Source organism: Jezberella sp., from assembly GCF_964834465.1.
Map to the genome: position 1 here is coordinate 112,681 of NZ_CBAZRM010000009.1, position 16,855 is coordinate 129,535.

Annotated in this window: 20 protein-coding genes and 1 tRNA gene; 16 read left to right on the forward strand and 5 right to left on the reverse strand. The window is 51.3% G+C overall.

Translation table 11 applies throughout. From position 1 onward, the window contains the following. Positions 1-47 precede the first annotated feature (47 nt). Entirely contained in the window at positions 48-416 is a 369-nt protein-coding gene (erpA, locus tag AC1W8Y_RS08755; RefSeq protein ID WP_482014097.1) for an iron-sulfur cluster insertion protein ErpA, read from the forward strand. Between the two features lie 104 nt (positions 417-520). Here the strand turns inward: erpA and AC1W8Y_RS08760 are convergent, their stop codons facing one another. Both AC1W8Y_RS08760 and AC1W8Y_RS08765 read right to left on the reverse strand, forming a co-directional pair. After that, positions 521-1,621 (reverse strand): anhydro-N-acetylmuramic acid kinase, encoded by a 1,101-nt coding sequence (locus AC1W8Y_RS08760; RefSeq protein ID WP_482014098.1) that lies wholly within the window; start codon positions 1,619-1,621, stop codon positions 521-523. Between the two features lie 27 nt (positions 1,622-1,648). Further along, a complete protein-coding gene (locus AC1W8Y_RS08765) occupies positions 1,649-3,073 on the reverse strand; it encodes a peptidoglycan DD-metalloendopeptidase family protein (RefSeq protein WP_482014099.1) in 1,425 nt (474 codons plus the stop codon). A 224-nt stretch (positions 3,074-3,297) separates the two neighbouring features. Here AC1W8Y_RS08765 and tyrS point away from each other — a divergent pair, with 224 nt between their 5' ends. The 13 genes from tyrS to AC1W8Y_RS08830 all read left to right on the forward strand — a co-directional run bounded on the left by tyrS (position 3,298) and on the right by AC1W8Y_RS08830 (position 13,372). Next, positions 3,298-4,524: a tyrosine--tRNA ligase gene (tyrS, locus tag AC1W8Y_RS08770; protein WP_482014100.1), complete on the forward strand. Its 1,227-nt coding sequence runs from the start codon at positions 3,298-3,300 to the stop codon at positions 4,522-4,524. A 68-nt stretch (positions 4,525-4,592) separates the two neighbouring features. Beyond that, entirely contained in the window at positions 4,593-5,837 is a 1,245-nt protein-coding gene (gene glyA, locus AC1W8Y_RS08775) for a serine hydroxymethyltransferase (protein WP_482014101.1), read from the forward strand. Positions 5,838-5,845: 8 nt separating this feature from the next. Beyond that, on the forward strand, positions 5,846-6,319 hold the full coding sequence (gene nrdR, locus AC1W8Y_RS08780; protein WP_482014102.1) for a transcriptional regulator NrdR: 474 nt from the start codon (positions 5,846-5,848) through the stop codon (positions 6,317-6,319). Continuing rightward, on the forward strand, positions 6,316-7,485 hold the full coding sequence (gene ribD, locus AC1W8Y_RS08785; RefSeq protein ID WP_482014103.1) for a bifunctional diaminohydroxyphosphoribosylaminopyrimidine deaminase/5-amino-6-(5-phosphoribosylamino)uracil reductase RibD: 1,170 nt from the start codon (positions 6,316-6,318) through the stop codon (positions 7,483-7,485). The genes nrdR and ribD overlap by 4 nt, the downstream gene beginning before the upstream one ends. A 41-nt stretch (positions 7,486-7,526) precedes the next feature. Then, positions 7,527-8,153, forward strand: a complete 627-nt coding sequence (locus tag AC1W8Y_RS08790; RefSeq protein ID WP_482014104.1) for a riboflavin synthase — start codon at positions 7,527-7,529, stop codon at positions 8,151-8,153. Between the two features lie 345 nt (positions 8,154-8,498). Continuing rightward, positions 8,499-8,589: transfer RNA gene (locus tag AC1W8Y_RS08795), tRNA-Ser, on the forward strand. A gap of 27 nt (positions 8,590-8,616) precedes the next feature. Further along, positions 8,617-9,099: a DUF7079 family protein gene (locus tag AC1W8Y_RS08800; RefSeq protein WP_482014105.1), complete on the forward strand. Its 483-nt coding sequence runs from the start codon at positions 8,617-8,619 to the stop codon at positions 9,097-9,099. 158 nt (positions 9,100-9,257) lie between these two features. Further along, complete coding sequence (locus AC1W8Y_RS08805; RefSeq protein WP_482014106.1) at positions 9,258-9,716, forward strand: YHS domain-containing (seleno)protein; 459 nt, start codon at positions 9,258-9,260, stop codon at positions 9,714-9,716. A gap of 20 nt (positions 9,717-9,736) precedes the next feature. Next, positions 9,737-10,234: a hypothetical protein gene (locus AC1W8Y_RS08810; protein WP_482014107.1), complete on the forward strand. Its 498-nt coding sequence runs from the start codon at positions 9,737-9,739 to the stop codon at positions 10,232-10,234. A gap of 44 nt (positions 10,235-10,278) precedes the next feature. Further along, positions 10,279-11,100: an alpha/beta fold hydrolase gene (locus tag AC1W8Y_RS08815; protein WP_482014108.1), complete on the forward strand. Its 822-nt coding sequence runs from the start codon at positions 10,279-10,281 to the stop codon at positions 11,098-11,100. Then, entirely contained in the window at positions 11,094-11,663 is a 570-nt protein-coding gene (locus tag AC1W8Y_RS08820) for a DedA family protein (protein ID WP_482014109.1), read from the forward strand. The genes AC1W8Y_RS08815 and AC1W8Y_RS08820 overlap by 7 nt, the downstream gene beginning before the upstream one ends. Beyond that, the gene (locus AC1W8Y_RS08825; protein ID WP_482014110.1) at positions 11,660-12,805 is read left to right on the forward strand and encodes a hypothetical protein; all 1,146 of its coding nucleotides are present in this window, start codon (positions 11,660-11,662) and stop codon (positions 12,803-12,805) included. Before AC1W8Y_RS08820 ends, AC1W8Y_RS08825 begins: the two co-directional genes overlap by 4 nt. A gap of 12 nt (positions 12,806-12,817) precedes the next feature. Continuing rightward, a complete protein-coding gene (locus AC1W8Y_RS08830; protein ID WP_482014111.1) occupies positions 12,818-13,372 on the forward strand; it encodes a hypothetical protein in 555 nt (184 codons plus the stop codon). Positions 13,373-13,453: 81 nt separating this feature from the next. Here AC1W8Y_RS08830 and AC1W8Y_RS08835 read toward each other — a convergent pair whose 3' ends face one another. After that, positions 13,454-14,695, reverse strand: a complete 1,242-nt coding sequence (locus AC1W8Y_RS08835; protein WP_482014112.1) for a polyhydroxyalkanoate depolymerase — start codon at positions 14,693-14,695, stop codon at positions 13,454-13,456. Between the two features lie 93 nt (positions 14,696-14,788). Between AC1W8Y_RS08835 and AC1W8Y_RS08840 the strand changes: the two genes are divergently transcribed. Then, entirely contained in the window at positions 14,789-15,448 is a 660-nt protein-coding gene (locus AC1W8Y_RS08840; RefSeq protein WP_482014113.1) for a glutathione S-transferase family protein, read from the forward strand. A 24-nt stretch (positions 15,449-15,472) separates the two neighbouring features. After that, the gene (locus AC1W8Y_RS08845) at positions 15,473-15,919 is read left to right on the forward strand and encodes a cupin domain-containing protein (protein ID WP_482014114.1); all 447 of its coding nucleotides are present in this window, start codon (positions 15,473-15,475) and stop codon (positions 15,917-15,919) included. Between the two features lie 33 nt (positions 15,920-15,952). Here AC1W8Y_RS08845 and speG read toward each other — a convergent pair whose 3' ends face one another. Together speG and AC1W8Y_RS08855 are read right to left on the reverse strand one after the other, a co-directional pair. Further along, positions 15,953-16,471 (reverse strand): spermidine N1-acetyltransferase, encoded by a 519-nt coding sequence (speG, locus tag AC1W8Y_RS08850; RefSeq protein ID WP_482014115.1) that lies wholly within the window; start codon positions 16,469-16,471, stop codon positions 15,953-15,955. Positions 16,472-16,490: 19 nt separating this feature from the next. Then, positions 16,491-16,769, reverse strand: a complete 279-nt coding sequence (locus tag AC1W8Y_RS08855) for a DUF4936 family protein (RefSeq protein ID WP_482014116.1) — start codon at positions 16,767-16,769, stop codon at positions 16,491-16,493. Between the last annotated feature and the right edge of the window lie 86 nt (positions 16,770-16,855).

The following is a 16,855-nucleotide window of genomic DNA, read 5'->3' on the forward strand; positions in this document are numbered from 1 at the left end:
CTCTCAATGTAGTGCCGTCAGTCGCCTCTTTGAGGCTGGAGTCAACCATGAACACCATCACTGAAACCGTTAATTTGCAAGCCCCGCCTGCCGCCATCATCTTTACTGATTCGGCAGCAGAAAAGGTGAAAGATCTACTGATCGAAGAGGGTAACTCAAACCTCAAACTACGGGTGTTCGTTCAAGGCGGTGGGTGTTCGGGCTTTCAATACGGTTTCACGTTCGATGAGGACGTCGCTGACGACGACACCACCCTTGAAAAAAATGGGGTGGCCTTGCTGGTTGATCCGATGAGTTTTCAATACCTTGTCGGTGCAGAGATTGATTACAAAGAAGATATTGAAGGCGCCCAGTTTGTGATTCGCAACCCTAATGCGACGACAACGTGTGGCTGCGGCTCGTCTTTTTCAGTCTAAGTTGGGCTGATCTTCTGGGGCGTCGCCGTTCTTTCGACGCCACTTAATCCGGTACTTGATTAGGTGTTTAATCCGGTCAGTAATCCGGTAATGAATCCTGTGTTTCAGCCAGCCTTCCACGTGGCGCCCAGTATTCTTGGCCCGAGGGCCCCTGTCACGGCAGGGCTACTTGCTTTGAGATTGTGTTGGTTAGCCCAGGCCAACCACGCAAAGGCCAGCGCCTCTACATCTTGCGAAGAAATCCCAACCTCATCGGTGACAACCACAGGCCGGCGAAGCAGCTTGCGTAAGTCTTGTAGCAGGGCGAGATTCTTTGCACCGCCACCGCATACCAGGACGTCTTTTGCAGGCGCACTATACCGGTTGATGGCTTGCACCACCGTATGTGCTGTCAACGCCCGTAAAGTGGCCTGTATGTTTTGCGGCGTATCGGTCAGCGACAACAGGCGATGGTTCAACCAGTCAGCGTGAAACAAGTCACGCCCGGTGGATTTGGGGGCAGGCAACTGAAACCAAGGTTCAGACTGCAGCAGAAGATGCAGTAAGGGTTGATTCACTTGACCGCCAGCACCCCATTGGCCTGATTCGTCGTACGGTTTTCCAGTGTGTCGGTGGCACCAGAGATCCATCAATACGTTGGCGGGCCCCGTATCAAAACCAAGTAGTTCACGCTGAGGGTCAAGCACCGTAATATTGGCGATACCCCCAAGATTTAACACGACCCTCGGTTCGGGCGAGGCGAAGACATGTTGATGAAACATGGGCACGAGGGGGGCGCCTTGGCCGCCAGCGGCTATGTCGCGGCTACGAAAATCAGCGATTACGTCGATGTTGGTTAATTCGGCCAGTAGCGCAGGTGCGTTGAGTTGGATGGTATAGCCTGCGTGCGGTTGATGCCTGACGGTTTGTCCGTGCGCACCGATTGCACTGACTTCTCGAGGGGTTACATTGCCTGCGATGAGGGCTTGCTTTGCGGTCTCTGCATAGAGCTTTGCCAGGGCTAGGCTGGCGAGGGATGCACGTGCTAGCTCGTCCGTACCACTGGTGTTAAGCGCGAGCAGTTCGTCTCGAAGCGCTTGGGTAAAAGCCTGACTAGCGCGGGATAACAATTGCGGTGAGCCCCGGTGATCGAACCTAGCTACCACAGCATCCACCCCATCCAGGCTCGTGCCAGACATGAGGCCGATGTAGATGGGGTCTGTCATGACCGGGTTCGCGTGCGCCAGCTATATTTACTGCTGCGCAATACTTGCAGACTCATCAGGGGCTGATGGCTGTTGAAATTTCGCCAGCACTTCGAGCTGTTGTTTGAAGGGGGCTACGGCTTTAGCAAAGGTCTGCAATTGCTGCACTTCGATCGGCTGTGATTCAGGTAAGGCAACGGTCAGAGGGTCAACGGGTTTGTCGTTAATTCTGAATTCGTAATGCAGATGCGAACCTGTCGACCAACCCGTGGATCCGACGTAGCCAATGGTTTGCCCTTGAGCGACCCTAGCACCTTTGACCAAGTCTTGAGCGAAGGCTGATTGATGGCCATAAACGACGGTGATGTTGCCAGGGTGACGCAAAATAATCACGTTGCCATAACCATTTTGCCACCCGATGAAATCAACAATACCGTCTGCGGTTGCTTGAATCGGCGTACCGGTGGGCGCAGCATAATCAACCCCTGCGTGGCCTGACCACGAGCCCAGAATGGGATCGCGACGTGTGCCAAAGGTCGAACTTATCCGAGAAAACTTCAATGCGTTACGCAGGAAGGCACCTCTCAGGGCTTCACCATCCAAACCGTAGTAGCCGCCCGATTTGCCATCTTCACCGTTAAACCACACGGCGCTATACGACTTGCCTTGATTGACAAATTGCAGCGCTAGCACGCGCCCTGCCCCGACACTACGCCCTTCATGAAATCGGCTCTCGTATACAACCCTGAACTGATCCCCTTTGCGCAAACCGCGCAGAAAATCGATTTTGCTACCCAAGATATCGGCCATCTGGCTCGTGATGTTATCGGGGATGTTGGCCACATCGGTCGCAGCAAATAACGAGCGCGTGATCACACCCATGCCGACTTCAATGTGTGTTTCGGTCTCTTCTTCTATTTCGTTGAATGAGTAGCTACCTACTTGAGGCTTAACTTCAAGCATCTTGGTGATGACTTTGCCATTGGTTTCAACACCTGGGGTGTGGACATATCTCATCCACAATAAGTCACCGTCTTGCGTAGTGGCAGTTAGAACGGTTCGGCCAGGGCGCAATTTGTAGATTGACCGCGCATGACTATCACTGGTGATTGCCGTCAGCAACCGAGTATCGGTGAGCCCAACGCGCTTGAGCACAGAGGCAACCGTGTCGCCAGGCTGAATATGCGTCTCGGTGATGTAGGGTGCGTCTGCGCTAGCGTTTACCTCTGTGTGCGCCAGTGCCTGATCGGGCATCGGGACGACATCTTGTAAAAGAGTTTGTTCTGGTGCAGGCAAGTCTGTTGAGCTTGGGACCACCATGCCGAAGGCGCCTACGCCAATACATAAACAGACGATTGAACAAATGGCAAGGCCGTAAACGACACGACCGCCAACCGAGCCGGCGGGCGATATTAACGGTGAGCGCAGTGCCGCGACGGCACGCTGAAATACTAGGGATACTTTAGAAATCAAAAGAAAAAATCCGATTAGGGGGCGCACAGTGCCCACACGATGATGCTGATTTTGGCGCGTCGACGTCAGAATGCGTATGATTCGTCTGCATGACAAAAGTTGCAGTTCGAAGTCGCTCAACTTGAAGCCCAAAGTTTAGCCGATTTCATCCGAAAAGCTGTAAAAATTTCGTAAAAATTAATAATTTGTTACCAATTTCGTTTAACTATCAGTCAAGTTACACTATGTCACAGTCAAAATACGCGATCACGCCCTCCGTTGAAGCCAGTATGCGAGTCGCCCTGCGCGGCTGTGATGAGTTGCTGGTGCAGTCAGAGTTTTTGCAGAAACTGGCACGCAGCGAAGCGACCGGCGTGCCTCTGCGCATCAAGCTAGGCCTGGATCCAACAGCCCCCGACATCCATCTGGGGCATACCGTGGTCTTGAACAAAATGCGGCAACTGCAGGATCTTGGCCACACCGTGATTTTTCTCATTGGTGACTTCACTTCTATGATCGGTGACCCCTCGGGCCGAAATTCGACGAGACCACCGCTGACGCGTGAACAAATTGAAGCGAATGCCAATACCTATTACGCGCAAGCTAGCCTGGTGCTGGATCCACAGAAAACTGAAATTCGCTACAACTCTGAATGGTCTGACCCGCTGGGTGCCCGAGGGATGATTCAGCTGGCATCCCGATATACCGTGGCGAGAATGATGGAAAGGGATGATTTCACCAAACGCTATAAAGGCGGTGAACCGATTTCGGTGCATGAGTTTCTCTATCCGTTGATGCAAGGTTATGACTCGGTCGCCTTAAGGTCGGATCTGGAGCTGGGGGGCACCGACCAGAAATTCAACCTGCTGGTCGGACGTGAACTGCAGCGAGAGTATGGCCAAGAACCCCAATGCATTCTGACGATGCCGCTGCTGGAAGGTACCGATGGCGTCGACAAGATGTCAAAGTCCAAAAACAACTACATCGGTATCAGTGAAGCACCCGAATCGATGTTCGGCAAGCTGATGTCGATTTCTGACACCTTGATGTGGAAGTATTTCGAACTGCTGTCGTTTAGCAGTCTTGAGGACATTGCCGCGTTGAAGTCAGAGATTGATGGCGGGCGCAATCCCAGGGACGCCAAGGTGATGCTCGCCCAAGAAATTGTTGCCAGATTCCACACAACAAGTGCAGCTGAGGGTGCTTTGGCTGCCTTCGAGGCGCGCTTTCGGGATGGTGCTATCCCCGAAGATATGCCTGAAATAACGGTTGCAGGCGCGCCGATTGGCATCCTTAAAGTGCTTCGTGAATCTACCTTAGTCGCATCAGGGGCAGAGGCTCAGCGAAATATTGAGCAAGGCGGGGTACGCATCAATGGCGATAAGGTTGAAGATAAGGGCCTGCAATTGATGGCCGGTACTTATGTGATTCAAGTCGGAAAGCGTAAATTTGCTCGAATCACCGTTGTTTGACGCGAGCAAATTCGCGTGAGGCAGTGGCAGTACACTATTACCCTCATATCAACTTGCCAGGAAACCCCATGTTTGACCGTAGCCTAACCCTCGACCGTGTTGACGCTGAAGTTTGGGCAGCCATCCAAAAAGAGGATCAGCGCCAAGAACACCATATTGAGCTGATTGCGTCTGAAAACTACGCCAGTCCTGCTGTGATGCAGGCACAAGGCACGCAGATGACCAACAAATATGCCGAAGGCTATCCCGGCAAACGTTACTACGGTGGTTGCGAGTATGTTGATATGGTTGAACAGCTGGCCATTGAGCGCCTGAAAGCATTGTTCGGGGCCGAGGCTGCTAACGTGCAAGCAAACTCTGGCTCGCAAGCCAATCAGGCGGTCTATCAAGCTTTCTTGAAGCCTGGTGATGCCGTGCTGGCGATGAGCCTTGCCGAAGGGGGCCATCTGACGCATGGTGCATCAGTCAATTCCTCTGGCAAGTTGTACAACTTTCAACACTATGGTTTGGATGCGGACGAGGTGCTCAACTATGATCAAGTTGAAAGTTTGGCGCGCACACATAAACCTAAAATTCTCGTGGCAGGGGCGTCGGCCTATTCGCTACGAATCGACTTCGAACGTCTGGCGCGGATTGCGAAGGATAATGGTGCACTCTTGATGGTTGACGTGGCGCATTATTCAGGTCTGGTGGCTGGCGGTGCCTACCCCAACCCCGTCCCATTTGCTGACATTGTGACCTCGACGACCCATAAATCGTTGCGCGGCCCTCGCGGTGGCATCATCATGATGAAGGCCGAACACGAAAAGGCAATTAATTCTGCGATTTTCCCCGGCATTCAGGGTGGCCCCCTCATGCACGTGATTGCAGCTAAGGCCGTCGCATTTAAAGAAGCATTAAGCCCTGAGTTCAAAACCTATGCGGCCCAAATCGTCAAGAATGCTGACGTGCTGGCCAAGACGCTGGTGTCACGCGGGCTTCGCATCGTTTCTGGCCGTACAGAGAGCCACGTGATGCTGGTTGACTTGCGATCCAAAGGGATCAATGGCAAAGAGGCCGAGGCTGTGCTGGGTCAGGCGCATATCACTTGCAACAAAAATGCGATCCCGAACGATCCAGAAAAACCGTTCGTCACCAGCGGTATCCGTTTGGGGACACCAGCCATGACGACACGTGGCTTTAAAGAAGCTGAGGCTGAGTTGACAGCAAATCTGATTGCCGATGTGCTCGACAATCCGCGCGATGAAGCCAATATCGCGGCGGTTCGTGCGAGAGTCAATGCGCTGACGGCGAACTTCCCCGTTTATCGTTAAATGCTGCGATGAAGTGTCCTTTCTGCGGATTTGTTGATACTCAAGTCGTTGATTCTCGCGCAAGCGACGATGGCGACTTTATCAGGCGCCGCAGAAAGTGCTCGTCTTGCGACCGTCGTTTTACGACGTATGAGCGCCCAGAACTGGCCATGCCTTATGTGGTCAAGCGTAATGGTAGTCGTCATGATTACGACACGAGTAAATTGCGCGCCAGCCTTGCCTTGGCTTTGCGCAAACGGCCCGTGAGCGCGGTGTTAGTCGATGCAACCGTGATGCGCATTGAAGATAAGCTGCTCACCAGTGGCGAGCGTGAAGTCAGTACTGCGCATCTGGGTGAGTTGGTCATGGCTGAGCTTAAAAAAATCGACAAAGTTGCCTATGTGCGTTTTGCGTCGGTCTATAAAAGTTTCGAAGATATCGGCGAATTCGTTGAGGCGATCCGTGAAATGCAAGTCCCAGCGGCAAAATCCAAAAAATCGTGAGTAACCCTGATCAGGATATTTTCTTCATGCGTCAGGCGTTAGCGTTGGCGCAAGGGGTACTTTACTTGCCCTCACCGAATCCCCGAGTGGGTTGTGTGATCATCCGAGACGGGGCGGTCATTGGGCGTGGTGCGACCCAGTTGGTCGGTGGTCCGCATGCAGAAGTGATGGCGTTGCGCGATGTCGTCAGCAACAGTCAATCGACAATAGGCGCAACGGTGTATGTGACCCTTGAGCCCTGTTGTCATCACGGGCGTACCCCCCCTTGTGTGGATGCACTGATTGCCGCTAAACCAGAGCGTGTTGTGTTCTCGCATTTTGATCCTAATCCGAGTGTGGCCGGTCGTGGCTTGCGTGCGTTGAGAGAGGCAGGCATACAAGTTACCGTGGGCGTCTGTGCCGAAGAGGCGCTTGAGATCAATCCGGGTTTTATTTCTCGGATGACTCGAGGCGTACCTTATGTCTGGTTGAAAGCAGCGGCATCGCTCGATGGCCGAACCGCTTTGAGCAATGGCGAGTCTCAGTGGATTACTGGGCCGCAGGCCCGCGCCGATGGCCACCATTGGCGCGCGCGCAGTTGCACCGTGTTGACCGGTATCGGCACGGTTCGTACCGATAATCCGCAGCTTACCGTCAGACATGTCGAGACGCCTCGGCAACCGAAGCGTGCAGTGATTGACCCAAGTTTGAGTATTGATGAAAATGCTCTCGTGTTGAAAGGGGGAGGCACAACCCTCTTTACCGCGATCAAAGATCTTGATAAAGCCGCGCGCTTGGCAGACCTCGGCACAGAGGTTGTTTATGTGCCCGAGACCAAAATGGTGGCCACGACAGCGTTGAGCAGTAAATCTCGTGCGCGGGTTGACTTATTGGAGGTGATGCATTGGCTTGCTCGGCGCGGCGATAATGAAATCCATGTTGAGGCGGGCTCAGGGATGAATGGCGCCTTGTTGCAGGCAGGCTGTGTTGACGAGCTGCTGGTTTACACCGCCCCGATGTTGATCGGCGAGGGGATGGGGGTTGCCAAATTGCCTGGTTTGAACAAGTTGTCGCAAGCGCCGCGTTTTGAGTTTATTGATGTGGCCAGATTGGGTGCGGATGTTCGTCTGCGCGCACGGTCAATATCCCGCTGGCAAGATTTGTTGAAAAAAATCCACTTGAATTGATGTGGTTATTGATGCGTTTAATGTTTTGAAGAGGGCAAGCCATGTTTACCGGTATCGTCGCAGCAGTCGGTCGTATAGAGAGCATTGTGCCTTTTGAGGGCGGTAGTTGGGCAGGTGTTCACTTGAGTATCAATGCCGGTGGGTTAGACCTCAGTGATGTGGGTCTGGGTGACTCGATTGCTATTCAGGGCGCGTGCATGACGGTTGTATCTAAAAGCGATAAAGGCTTTAGCGTTGACGTTTCACGTGAGAGCTTGCGTTTGACTCGTGGGCTGGACGCTATCGGTGAAGTCAATCTTGAAAAGTCGCTGCGTGTTGGCGATCAGATTGGCGGCCATCTGGTGTCGGGTCACGTTGACGGTTTAGGTGAGGTAATTAAATTCGAACCGGTGGGTGAGTCGTGGTTGTTGGTGATTAAGGCACCCGAGACGCTCGGCAAGTTTTTGGCGTACAAAGGCTCAATCACCGTCAATGGGGTGAGCCTCACGGTCAATACGGTAGATGATGTCGCAGACGGATCGCAATTCAGCATCAACCTGATTCCGCATACGATTGCTGTCACGACACTCAAAGCGTTAAAGCCAGGGCAGCAAGTGAATCTGGAAGTCGATACGATCGCTCGTTATTGTGAGCGGTTGATGAGTTATCGAAATAGTGTCAAGAAGTAAGGATTGAGGAAAGCCGTGTTTGTGATTGTTGAGCATGAGCCTGTCATGTTTGATCACTTCTTCAATTCGCCGTACGAAAAAAAGACCCGTACACTTTTTGATTAAGTAGTGTCAGACATCTGAAGTGATCAAGACGCAAGACGCGAGATGGTTTGAAGATGCATTATTTGATCCCGCGCTTATATGAACATCGCGCGCCACTGCAACAGAAACTTGGCTTCTGGCTTGGCGCAAGCGTAAGTATTGGGCAACACTCATCGTCGATGATCGAAACTAGACTCTGCTAAACTAGAGGGCTTGCTTATTTGCTGTCTGTGGCAGATAGGTATCATGATGCAGTATCCCGGACAGGTGGCCGAGCGGTTGAAGGCGCACGCCTGGAAAGCGTGTATACGTCACAAGCGTATCGGGGGTTCGAATCCCCCTCTGTCCGCCAAAACTTAAAGCTCGAACCTGCTACGCAGTGATTCGATATGCTACGAGCCCCGCACAGGGCTTTGCGCATGATGAAGAGCCGGCCCCAGTGATTGACTACAACGCGATCGATGTCATTGATTTAACTGACCAAAGACTTTGCTTTTTTTTGTCTGATATCTTTGTAGACAATGAAACTGACTATAAGCAGATTGCTTGGTTTGCGCGTCACTTTCCGTTGGATCATGTAAAAAAGGCGTTGTTTGAGTGGGTGGCACCTGTTTGCTACCTGAACTTAATGTCACCGGCTCCGTCCATCTGGTTTTGCTTTGACCCTGATGAATTGTGGGACGACATCCAAAAGAATATTCAGCGGCAAAAATCGAGAAATCCCTATATGCGTATAAAAATTCTTGTACGGGATTGGTACATAAAAAAGGCTTATTGGTCCTGTTGGCAACAATTAGTCCAGCAAATCAATGTGCTGAACGACCAATTTGGCAATGTGTTTGCCAAGGCACCCAGCCTTTGATGATGGTTGTGTGTCGCGACCTCTGAGAAGCATGATGTACGCAAAGATATCGTCAGTTCGACGAATCCGTCAGAAAAGCGACAAAATGGGTGTAACCAAATGCGATATTCTTGCGAATAGTCAACAAATAACGCATTTAGACCCTCAGTGAGCAAGCGATGAACAGACATGTTGTGCGGTGGTTAGGCTTTTTAGCTTTTTTTATGGCGCAGTTTGCGGCGCCTAGTTTTGCGAAAGACGCGGCGATTTACACACCGGTGTTCAGTAAAACCGCTGTGAGCGGTTATGACACCGTGGCATACTTCACTGAAGGCAAGCCCGTCAAAGGTGACCCAGCTATTTCAGTCACTTATAAGGGCGCAGAATGGCGTTTTTCTAGTACTGCCAATCGTGATAAATTCAATGCGCAGCCTGAAAAGTACGCACCCCAGTACGGGGGTTACTGTGCTTGGGCGGTATCCCAAGGTAATACAGCTTCAGCAGACCCGCAGCGCTGGACGATTGTCAAAGAAAAGCTGTACCTGAACTATGACGAAGAGGTGCAAAAGAAGTGGGAAGTCAATATCCCTGACTTCATCCAGAAGGCTGATAAAAATTGGCCGAAGGTTTTAGAGTAATTACCTTAAAGGGGTTCAACATGCAAAACTCGCGCGCTCAAAAAATTGCGTTATGGGTTCTCAGTGCGTTTGTCATCGTCGTTTTTGTGCAATCGCTGTTTTTCAAGTTTACCGATTCACCAGAAACGCAATACATCTTTGGCACCTTGGATAAATGGGGCGCAAGTTTGGGTTTCCCTGGCTTGTTTGCCCATTCGGGGATTTTTAGTCAGTATGTCGTTGGCACGGGTGAATTGATCGCGTCGAGTCTACTGTTGGTGGGCCTAGTCTTGGGTAAACCGTTGATCCATGCCTTTGCTGCATTGGTTTCAATCGGTGTGATCAGTGGTGCTATTTTTTTTCATCTGTTTACGCCGCTCGGGGTTCAAGTATTGAACACCGATGGTACTCTCGACGGCGGCGAACTGTTTAGTCTGGCTTGTGGGGTGTGGCTGTGTTCGGCGGTGATCTTATGGTTGCATAAAGAGCTGGTGGTGCAGTCTTTAACACAATTGACCCAACGAACACCAGCGCGCTAGCGGTGTCTCGCCTGAGCTCATCATCATCTTCTATGTTGAAAAAAATGCTGTCGCGATCTTTTACTGCTGTCACCGTGATGCTGGCTGCCACGGGCTGCGGCAATATGGGGCCAAATATTCCGCAAACCGATCTTGAACATCTTCGTCAATTCAAGACGGTCGGTGCACCACTTAACCGGAAGTTGAGCTATTTCCAATCGGCTCAAACGCTGGGGGTACCGGTCATCTATGTTCATGGTACGCCAGGCTCTGCACAGGCCTGGGCAAACTATGTCGAACGCCCGATTGATGGATCTTACTCAATTGCAATGGATAGGCCGGGTTTTGGGCAAAGCACGCCCGAGCTGGCGGTCACGAGCTTGAGCGATCAAGCGGCGGCTGTCCTTGCGCTTATGCCACCTGGTAATGAGCCGGTAGTGCTCGTTGGTCACTCGCTAGGCGGGCCAGTCGTTGCGCAGGTTGCCGCGGAGCATCCAGAGCGAGTGCGAGCGGTGGTGCTGTTGGCGGCCTCACTTGATCCCGGTCTTGAAAAAATCCATCCTCTCCAACCCTTAGGTAAATATTGGCCAATTCGAGGATTGTTACCTGACAAACTACGAAACTCGAATGATGAGCTGATGGACTTGAAGACGCATTTAATGGCCCTCGAGCCATTATTGAAACAGGTCACCGCCCCCGTCATCATCGTTCATGGCACTGCAGACGATTTAGTACCCTTTGAAAACGTCGCCTTCATGCAAGCCAAGCTCACGAATGCGCGCTGCCTGAAAACGGTCGTTGTCGATCGTCAAAATCATTTTCTTCCCTGGAACTCAGAGTCAATCGTACGTGACGCAATCTCTTGGGCAATCGAGGCGAAATGTTAACGGCCGCTTTGCATGGCATCGGTGAGCCATGGTTTATGGTTGTTGCCCTGGTGTTGACGACATTTTTAGTCGAAGACGTCGCCATTGCCGCTGGTGTTGCCCTATCAACCCAAGGCGCCTTGAGTTGGGGTGCGACCTTTACGGCCGTGGCCTTTGGCATCGCGTTTGGCGATGTATTGTTATACGGATTAGGGCTTCTGGCCCGGCGTGTGAGTTGGCTAGAGAAACGCTACATTAAATCAAATACCTCTGTTGGGCTGACCGAAAGGCTGCACAACAATTTATTGAGTGCTGTTTTGCTCGCGCGTGTCATCCCCGGTCTTCGTCTGTTGACTTACACCGCTTGTGGTTTTACGCGTGCTTCGATCATTCCTTTCACCTTGCTGGTTTGCTTTGCGGTGGTGATGTGGACAGGCACTTTGTACTGGCTAAGTGCGACGACGGGTGACGCGTTGGCTGCTTTATTAAATATCCCTAAAAGCGTGGCCGTCACGATACCCATGTTGACGGTTGCGCTCGCCATACCAATCATTAGATGGATCAGGAAGCCGCAGCAAATATGAAGAGCAATGATACGGGGGGTTCATCGCCCTCAACCGTTCAGCCCCACGAAGGCATGCCAGCTTTCGATGAGAACGGTGAGCCTTTGAGTTTTTTTGAGTTCTGGCCCATGTGGGCATTTTATCCCCCCGTATTTGCTTACGCGTTTTATCTGATGTTGCGCTATCGCGGGTTCTTGTTGCCAACGGTTGCTAACCCTTCGTTTCCAGGTGGCGGGTTTGTGGGTGAATCCAAGGCAGACATCCTCAGCCTCGCCATTCAACACGCACCAGCTTGGGTGGCTGATTTCTTTTCGGTTGAACGGCCTGACTTCAAAGATGAGAGTGAGCTGCAGTTGTTCAAGCAGCAGATGCTCGTGACGATGCAAGCAAAGGGTCTTCAGTTTCCTGTGGTGGCCAAGCCTGATCTTGGTTGTCGAGGGGTGGGTGTCAAACTACTGCGGACCGAGGCGGATTTAGTCAGTTATCTACAGAAATTTCCCGAGAATGCGAGCTTATTGATCCAGCGCTATGTTGATTTGGAAGGTGAAGCGGGTGTGTTTTACTGTCGGATGCCAGGTCAGCGCAAAGGCCGCTTGATTTCATTGACGTTGAAGTATTTTCCCTATGTCACGGGGGACGGTGTGAGTACTTTGCGAGAGCTTATTCTGGCCGATAGCCGTGCCGGCAAACTGACGCACTTATATTTCCATCGTCATTTGGCACGTCTCGACACCGTACCGGCCAAGGGCGAATCTATCCGATTGGCCTTCGCCGGCAGTCATAGTAGGGGGGCTATTTTCCGCAATGGCACTCATCTGATTACCCAGCAAATGCAAGACAAGTTCGATGAGATTTCGCAACACTTGCCAGAGTTTTATTTTGGACGCTACGACATTCGCTTTGCCGATTTTTCGAAAGTGCAACAAGGTGAAGATTTTACGATCGTTGAGGTGAACGGTGCAGGTGCCGAAAGCACCCATATTTGGGATCGGAAAACAACCTTGTTTAAAGCGTGGAAAGATTTGATGACGCAGTACAGGTTGCTCTTTCAGATCGGGTACGCAAATCGAAAGCGGGGTTTCAAGCCTGTCACCATGAAAGCGTTTTTTGCAGGATATCGTCGTGAGAAAGCGCTGACACCTCGGTATCCAGCCACTGACTAAAAGGCATAAATCATGACCCCTAAAATGTCGCAAAATACGGTGACCGATGTGACTGCCCTTTATACATACAACATTGACTTGCTGACGCAGATGCTCAATGTGATTGAGGTTTTGCAGCACCAGGCAGCTGCCACGTTTAACTACGCACAGGCGGTTGGCCCCCATTTGAGGCACGTCATTGAACATTATTCAGCTTTTCTGCATGCCATCGCACAAGATGTTGTTTGTGTCGACTACGATGCGCGTGATCGAAATTTAGCAGTTCAAAATGTGCCGGCTATCACGCTTTCAAAGATCCACGATTTGATCGATCAGTTCCGAGCACTGGCTGAGCAAAACGCTTTGTCGCTTGATCATCCTGTGCGCACTCGATTGAAATCTGGGCTCACAGGTGAACAAGATTTCTTGGTTGCGTCGACGATTGGGCGCGAGCTGTTGTTTTTGTCCTCGCACACCGTTCATCATTTTGCTTTAGTCTCTAGATATTGTAGAGACGCCGGCGTTGATCTTGGACATGATTTTGGCAAAGCCCCATCGACCATTGCATTTGAGCGGCGAACTGACTAGCCGTTTATATCGTGCTCAAGCGCACTACGTCGTGCGGGTCAGCTGGTAGGTGTCGCTCATTACCAGCTCGGTCGTTCTCGATTAAGTCGCGAGTTGGATCATGTTGCGCACGATGGGATAAATCTGGGTGTCCCACTTTTTGCCGTTAAAAACGCCGTAGTGACCTACTCCAGCTTGAAGGTGGTGACTCTTTTTCCACGCAGGCAGGCCTGCGCAGAGATCTTGCGCGGCAAGCGTTTGTCCAATACCACAAATGTCGTCACGCTCTCCCTCTACCGTTAGCAGAAATTGCCGCTTCATGGCTGTTGGATTGACTAACCTGCCTTTGTATTCAAGCGTGCCTCGTGCTAATTCAAAGCGTTGAAAAACCTTATCGACGGTTTCAAGATAAAAGTCCGCCGATAAATCCATGATGGCCAAGTATTCGTCGTAAAACTCACGAATAACATTTGCCTTTTGATGATCACCATTGGATCGCAGTTCAAATAAGTTTTTGAATGAATCAGCGTGCCGTTTCGCATTCATACTCATGAAGGCAGTTAATTGCAGAAATCCCGGGTAGACTGCGCGTCCTGCGCCTGTTAAATGTTGAGGCACGATGGCGATCAGATTTTTTTTAAACCATTCAATGGGCTTTTTGATCGCTAGCTCGTTGACTTTCGTCGGGTTGATCCGAGCATCCACAGGGCCCGCCATCAACGTGAGGCTAACAGGCTGGCACGGATGTTTGTCTTGCGCCATGATGGCCGTGGCGCTCAGGGCCGCCACGGTCGGTTGGCATACGGCCATCAGATGAGCACCGGGCCCAATCCACGTCAAAAATTCGATAATGTGGCTGGTGTACTCATCCATGCCAAATTTGCCGCACTCAAGCGCAATGTCGCGGGCGTTGAACCAATCTGTCAAATAAACTTCGTGATCGCGTACCAAGGTTTGGATCGTGCCGGTGAGCAGGGTAGCGAAGTGACCCGACATAGGTGCGACGAGTAGTATTTTGGGTTGCCCAGTGACCCCGTCTTGGTTGAAGCGATGAAGCCCAGCAAACGGCGTCTGATGAACTCGTTCATGTTTCACCTGACGTACCTTGCCCTTCGTATCCACAATATCTGCGATACGGAAGGCCGGACGATCATGGGTAAAACCCATCAGGGAGATCTGTTCGCAGTAGGCTACAAAACGGTCTTGTAGCGTGGGGCTGAGTGGCTCAAACCAGGAGGCCGTCACACCGTCCGCCAAATGGGCATAACGTCTGACTGGGGCCATCCAGTTGTAAACGCCTTGATAGCTTTGGTACAACATATCGGTACCCCTCGTCCAGCTCACTGAGCTATTGCCTGACAGAAGCAATTCGTATGCCACGGTCTGGCATATTTCTTGCGGCGGCTTCGGTCATCAGTTCACGCGGGGAGTCTTATCATGGCCAGACGAACTACCCTCACCATCAGTAGCAAAAACTATTCGTCCTGGTCTCTGCGCGGCTGGTTGATGTTAAAGCTCTCTGGCATCCCCTTTACGGAGATTGCTGTCGAGCCCGATAACGCCGACGCACGCGCTGAACTGTTGTTGTTGTCACCGTCGATTCTTGTGCCCCGCCTTGAACATCAGGGTTGTACGGTCTGGGATACGCTGGCCATCGGTGAATATCTCAACGAAGTCGCACCAAAAGAGGGGTTGTTACCCACCAATCCGGTGCACCGTGCGCATTGTCGGTCGATCTGTGGCGAAATGCATTCGGGGTTCGCAGCGCTCAGAGGGTCTTTGCCCATGAACTTAAAGAGTAAAGTGAAAAACTTTACCGTTTGGTCTAAGGCGCAGCATGACATTGATCGGGTTGTTTCGATCTGGACGGATTGTCTTGAGCGCTACAAAGGCCCCTACCTGTTTGGGCTAAAACCTACGATAGCCGACGCCATGTTCGCCCCAGTGGTGACACGATTTCTTACCTACAGTATCGCTTTGGATGCGGTCTGCCAGCAGTACTGCGACACCATCATGGCTTTGCCACAAATGCAAGAATGGATCGCAGGTGCGTTGACAGAACCCGACGATATTGAAGAGCTTCAAGTTGAGTTTTGATCTTGATACACAGGAGATTTGCTGATGAACACGGTCGTTGATTTGAAAAGCGATACCCATTTTTCGCACAATAAGCCTGGCGATACAAAGTATCTGGCAAATGGTTTGCGCGACTTTTTTCTTTATCGGGATCTTGGTGTCGCGAAAGCGACGAACGGGCGCGTCATTGCCCATCTCGTCAAAGCAAATTTACCGCCCGTTGATGGGACAGGGTGGCATTATCACGTGGCCGACTTTCAGATTGTGATCATGATGAAAGGATGGGCTCGTTTCATGTACGAGGATAAGGTGACTCTCGTTGAAGCGGGGGACTGTGTTCACCAGCGTCCCGGGATCGTTCATTACCTGTTTGATTATTCGCATGATATGGAATACCTTGAGATCGTGGGGCCCGCTGATTTTGGCTCGGTCAGCGTCGAAGGCTTATGCGCGATACCCCCGGTGACACCTTGGCCGACTCAACCGTCGTGATGGTTCCATAAATAACATCAAGCCCTTCTGACGCTAGCCGGTGATGTGTTCTTCTTGTAAGAGTGCCATCCGGTAAACGTCTCGATATTTGCCGTCAGCAAAGTATTCGTGTCGTAAGAGCCCTTCTTTTTTAAAGCCTAGCTTTTCATAGACGGCCAGCGCACGGTGGTTCTCGCAATCGACAATCAGCGACAACTTGTGCAGATTCAAGATTTTGAAGGCGTAATCCATTGCTAGCGTCACCGCGGTTGATGCGTACCCTTTGCCCTGATGCGTGGGGCTGATGATGATTTGAAATTCAGCTCGACGGTGAATGTGATTAATTTCAACAAGCTCAATCAGCCCAACCGCTACATCCCCTTTAACCACAACAAAGCGCCGTTCAGTTTGATCGTGGATATGTTTTTCGTAGAGGTCACTGAGTTCGACAAAAGCCTCATAGGGTTCTTCGAACCAGTAATGCATGACGGATTCATTGTTGTCGAGCTCATGGACGAATCTCAAGTCTTCTCGCTCGAGGGGGCGTAGTCGCAAACTTACTTTCGAGACCATGGCATGGCTCCTGCTTTGGTTACTGGTGGATAAAGTATTCGTTTTTTCGGGGTATCGGTAACTCACACGTCTGGACAAGCTCATCAAGTGTCTTTCTGAACAACGCGGTATCGACGCGCTCGAGTTCATAAGTCTCCATGAACGTCTCATTGCCTTCTGCATCGAGTGCGGGTCGTTTCATGAGTCTCATATGCAGGCCGGGAAACGCATCACCCAGTTGAGTTTGCATTCGCCTGATTTTTTGCACCAGTGAGTCGTCAGACGACGAGGGGACTTTGTAATATATGAATAAGATCATTGAGTGAATTGTTTGAGATTTTGCGTCAGTCGCGGTCGGTGAGTATCATTAAACCATCCGTACTCGATTATGATGGATTCGAGGAA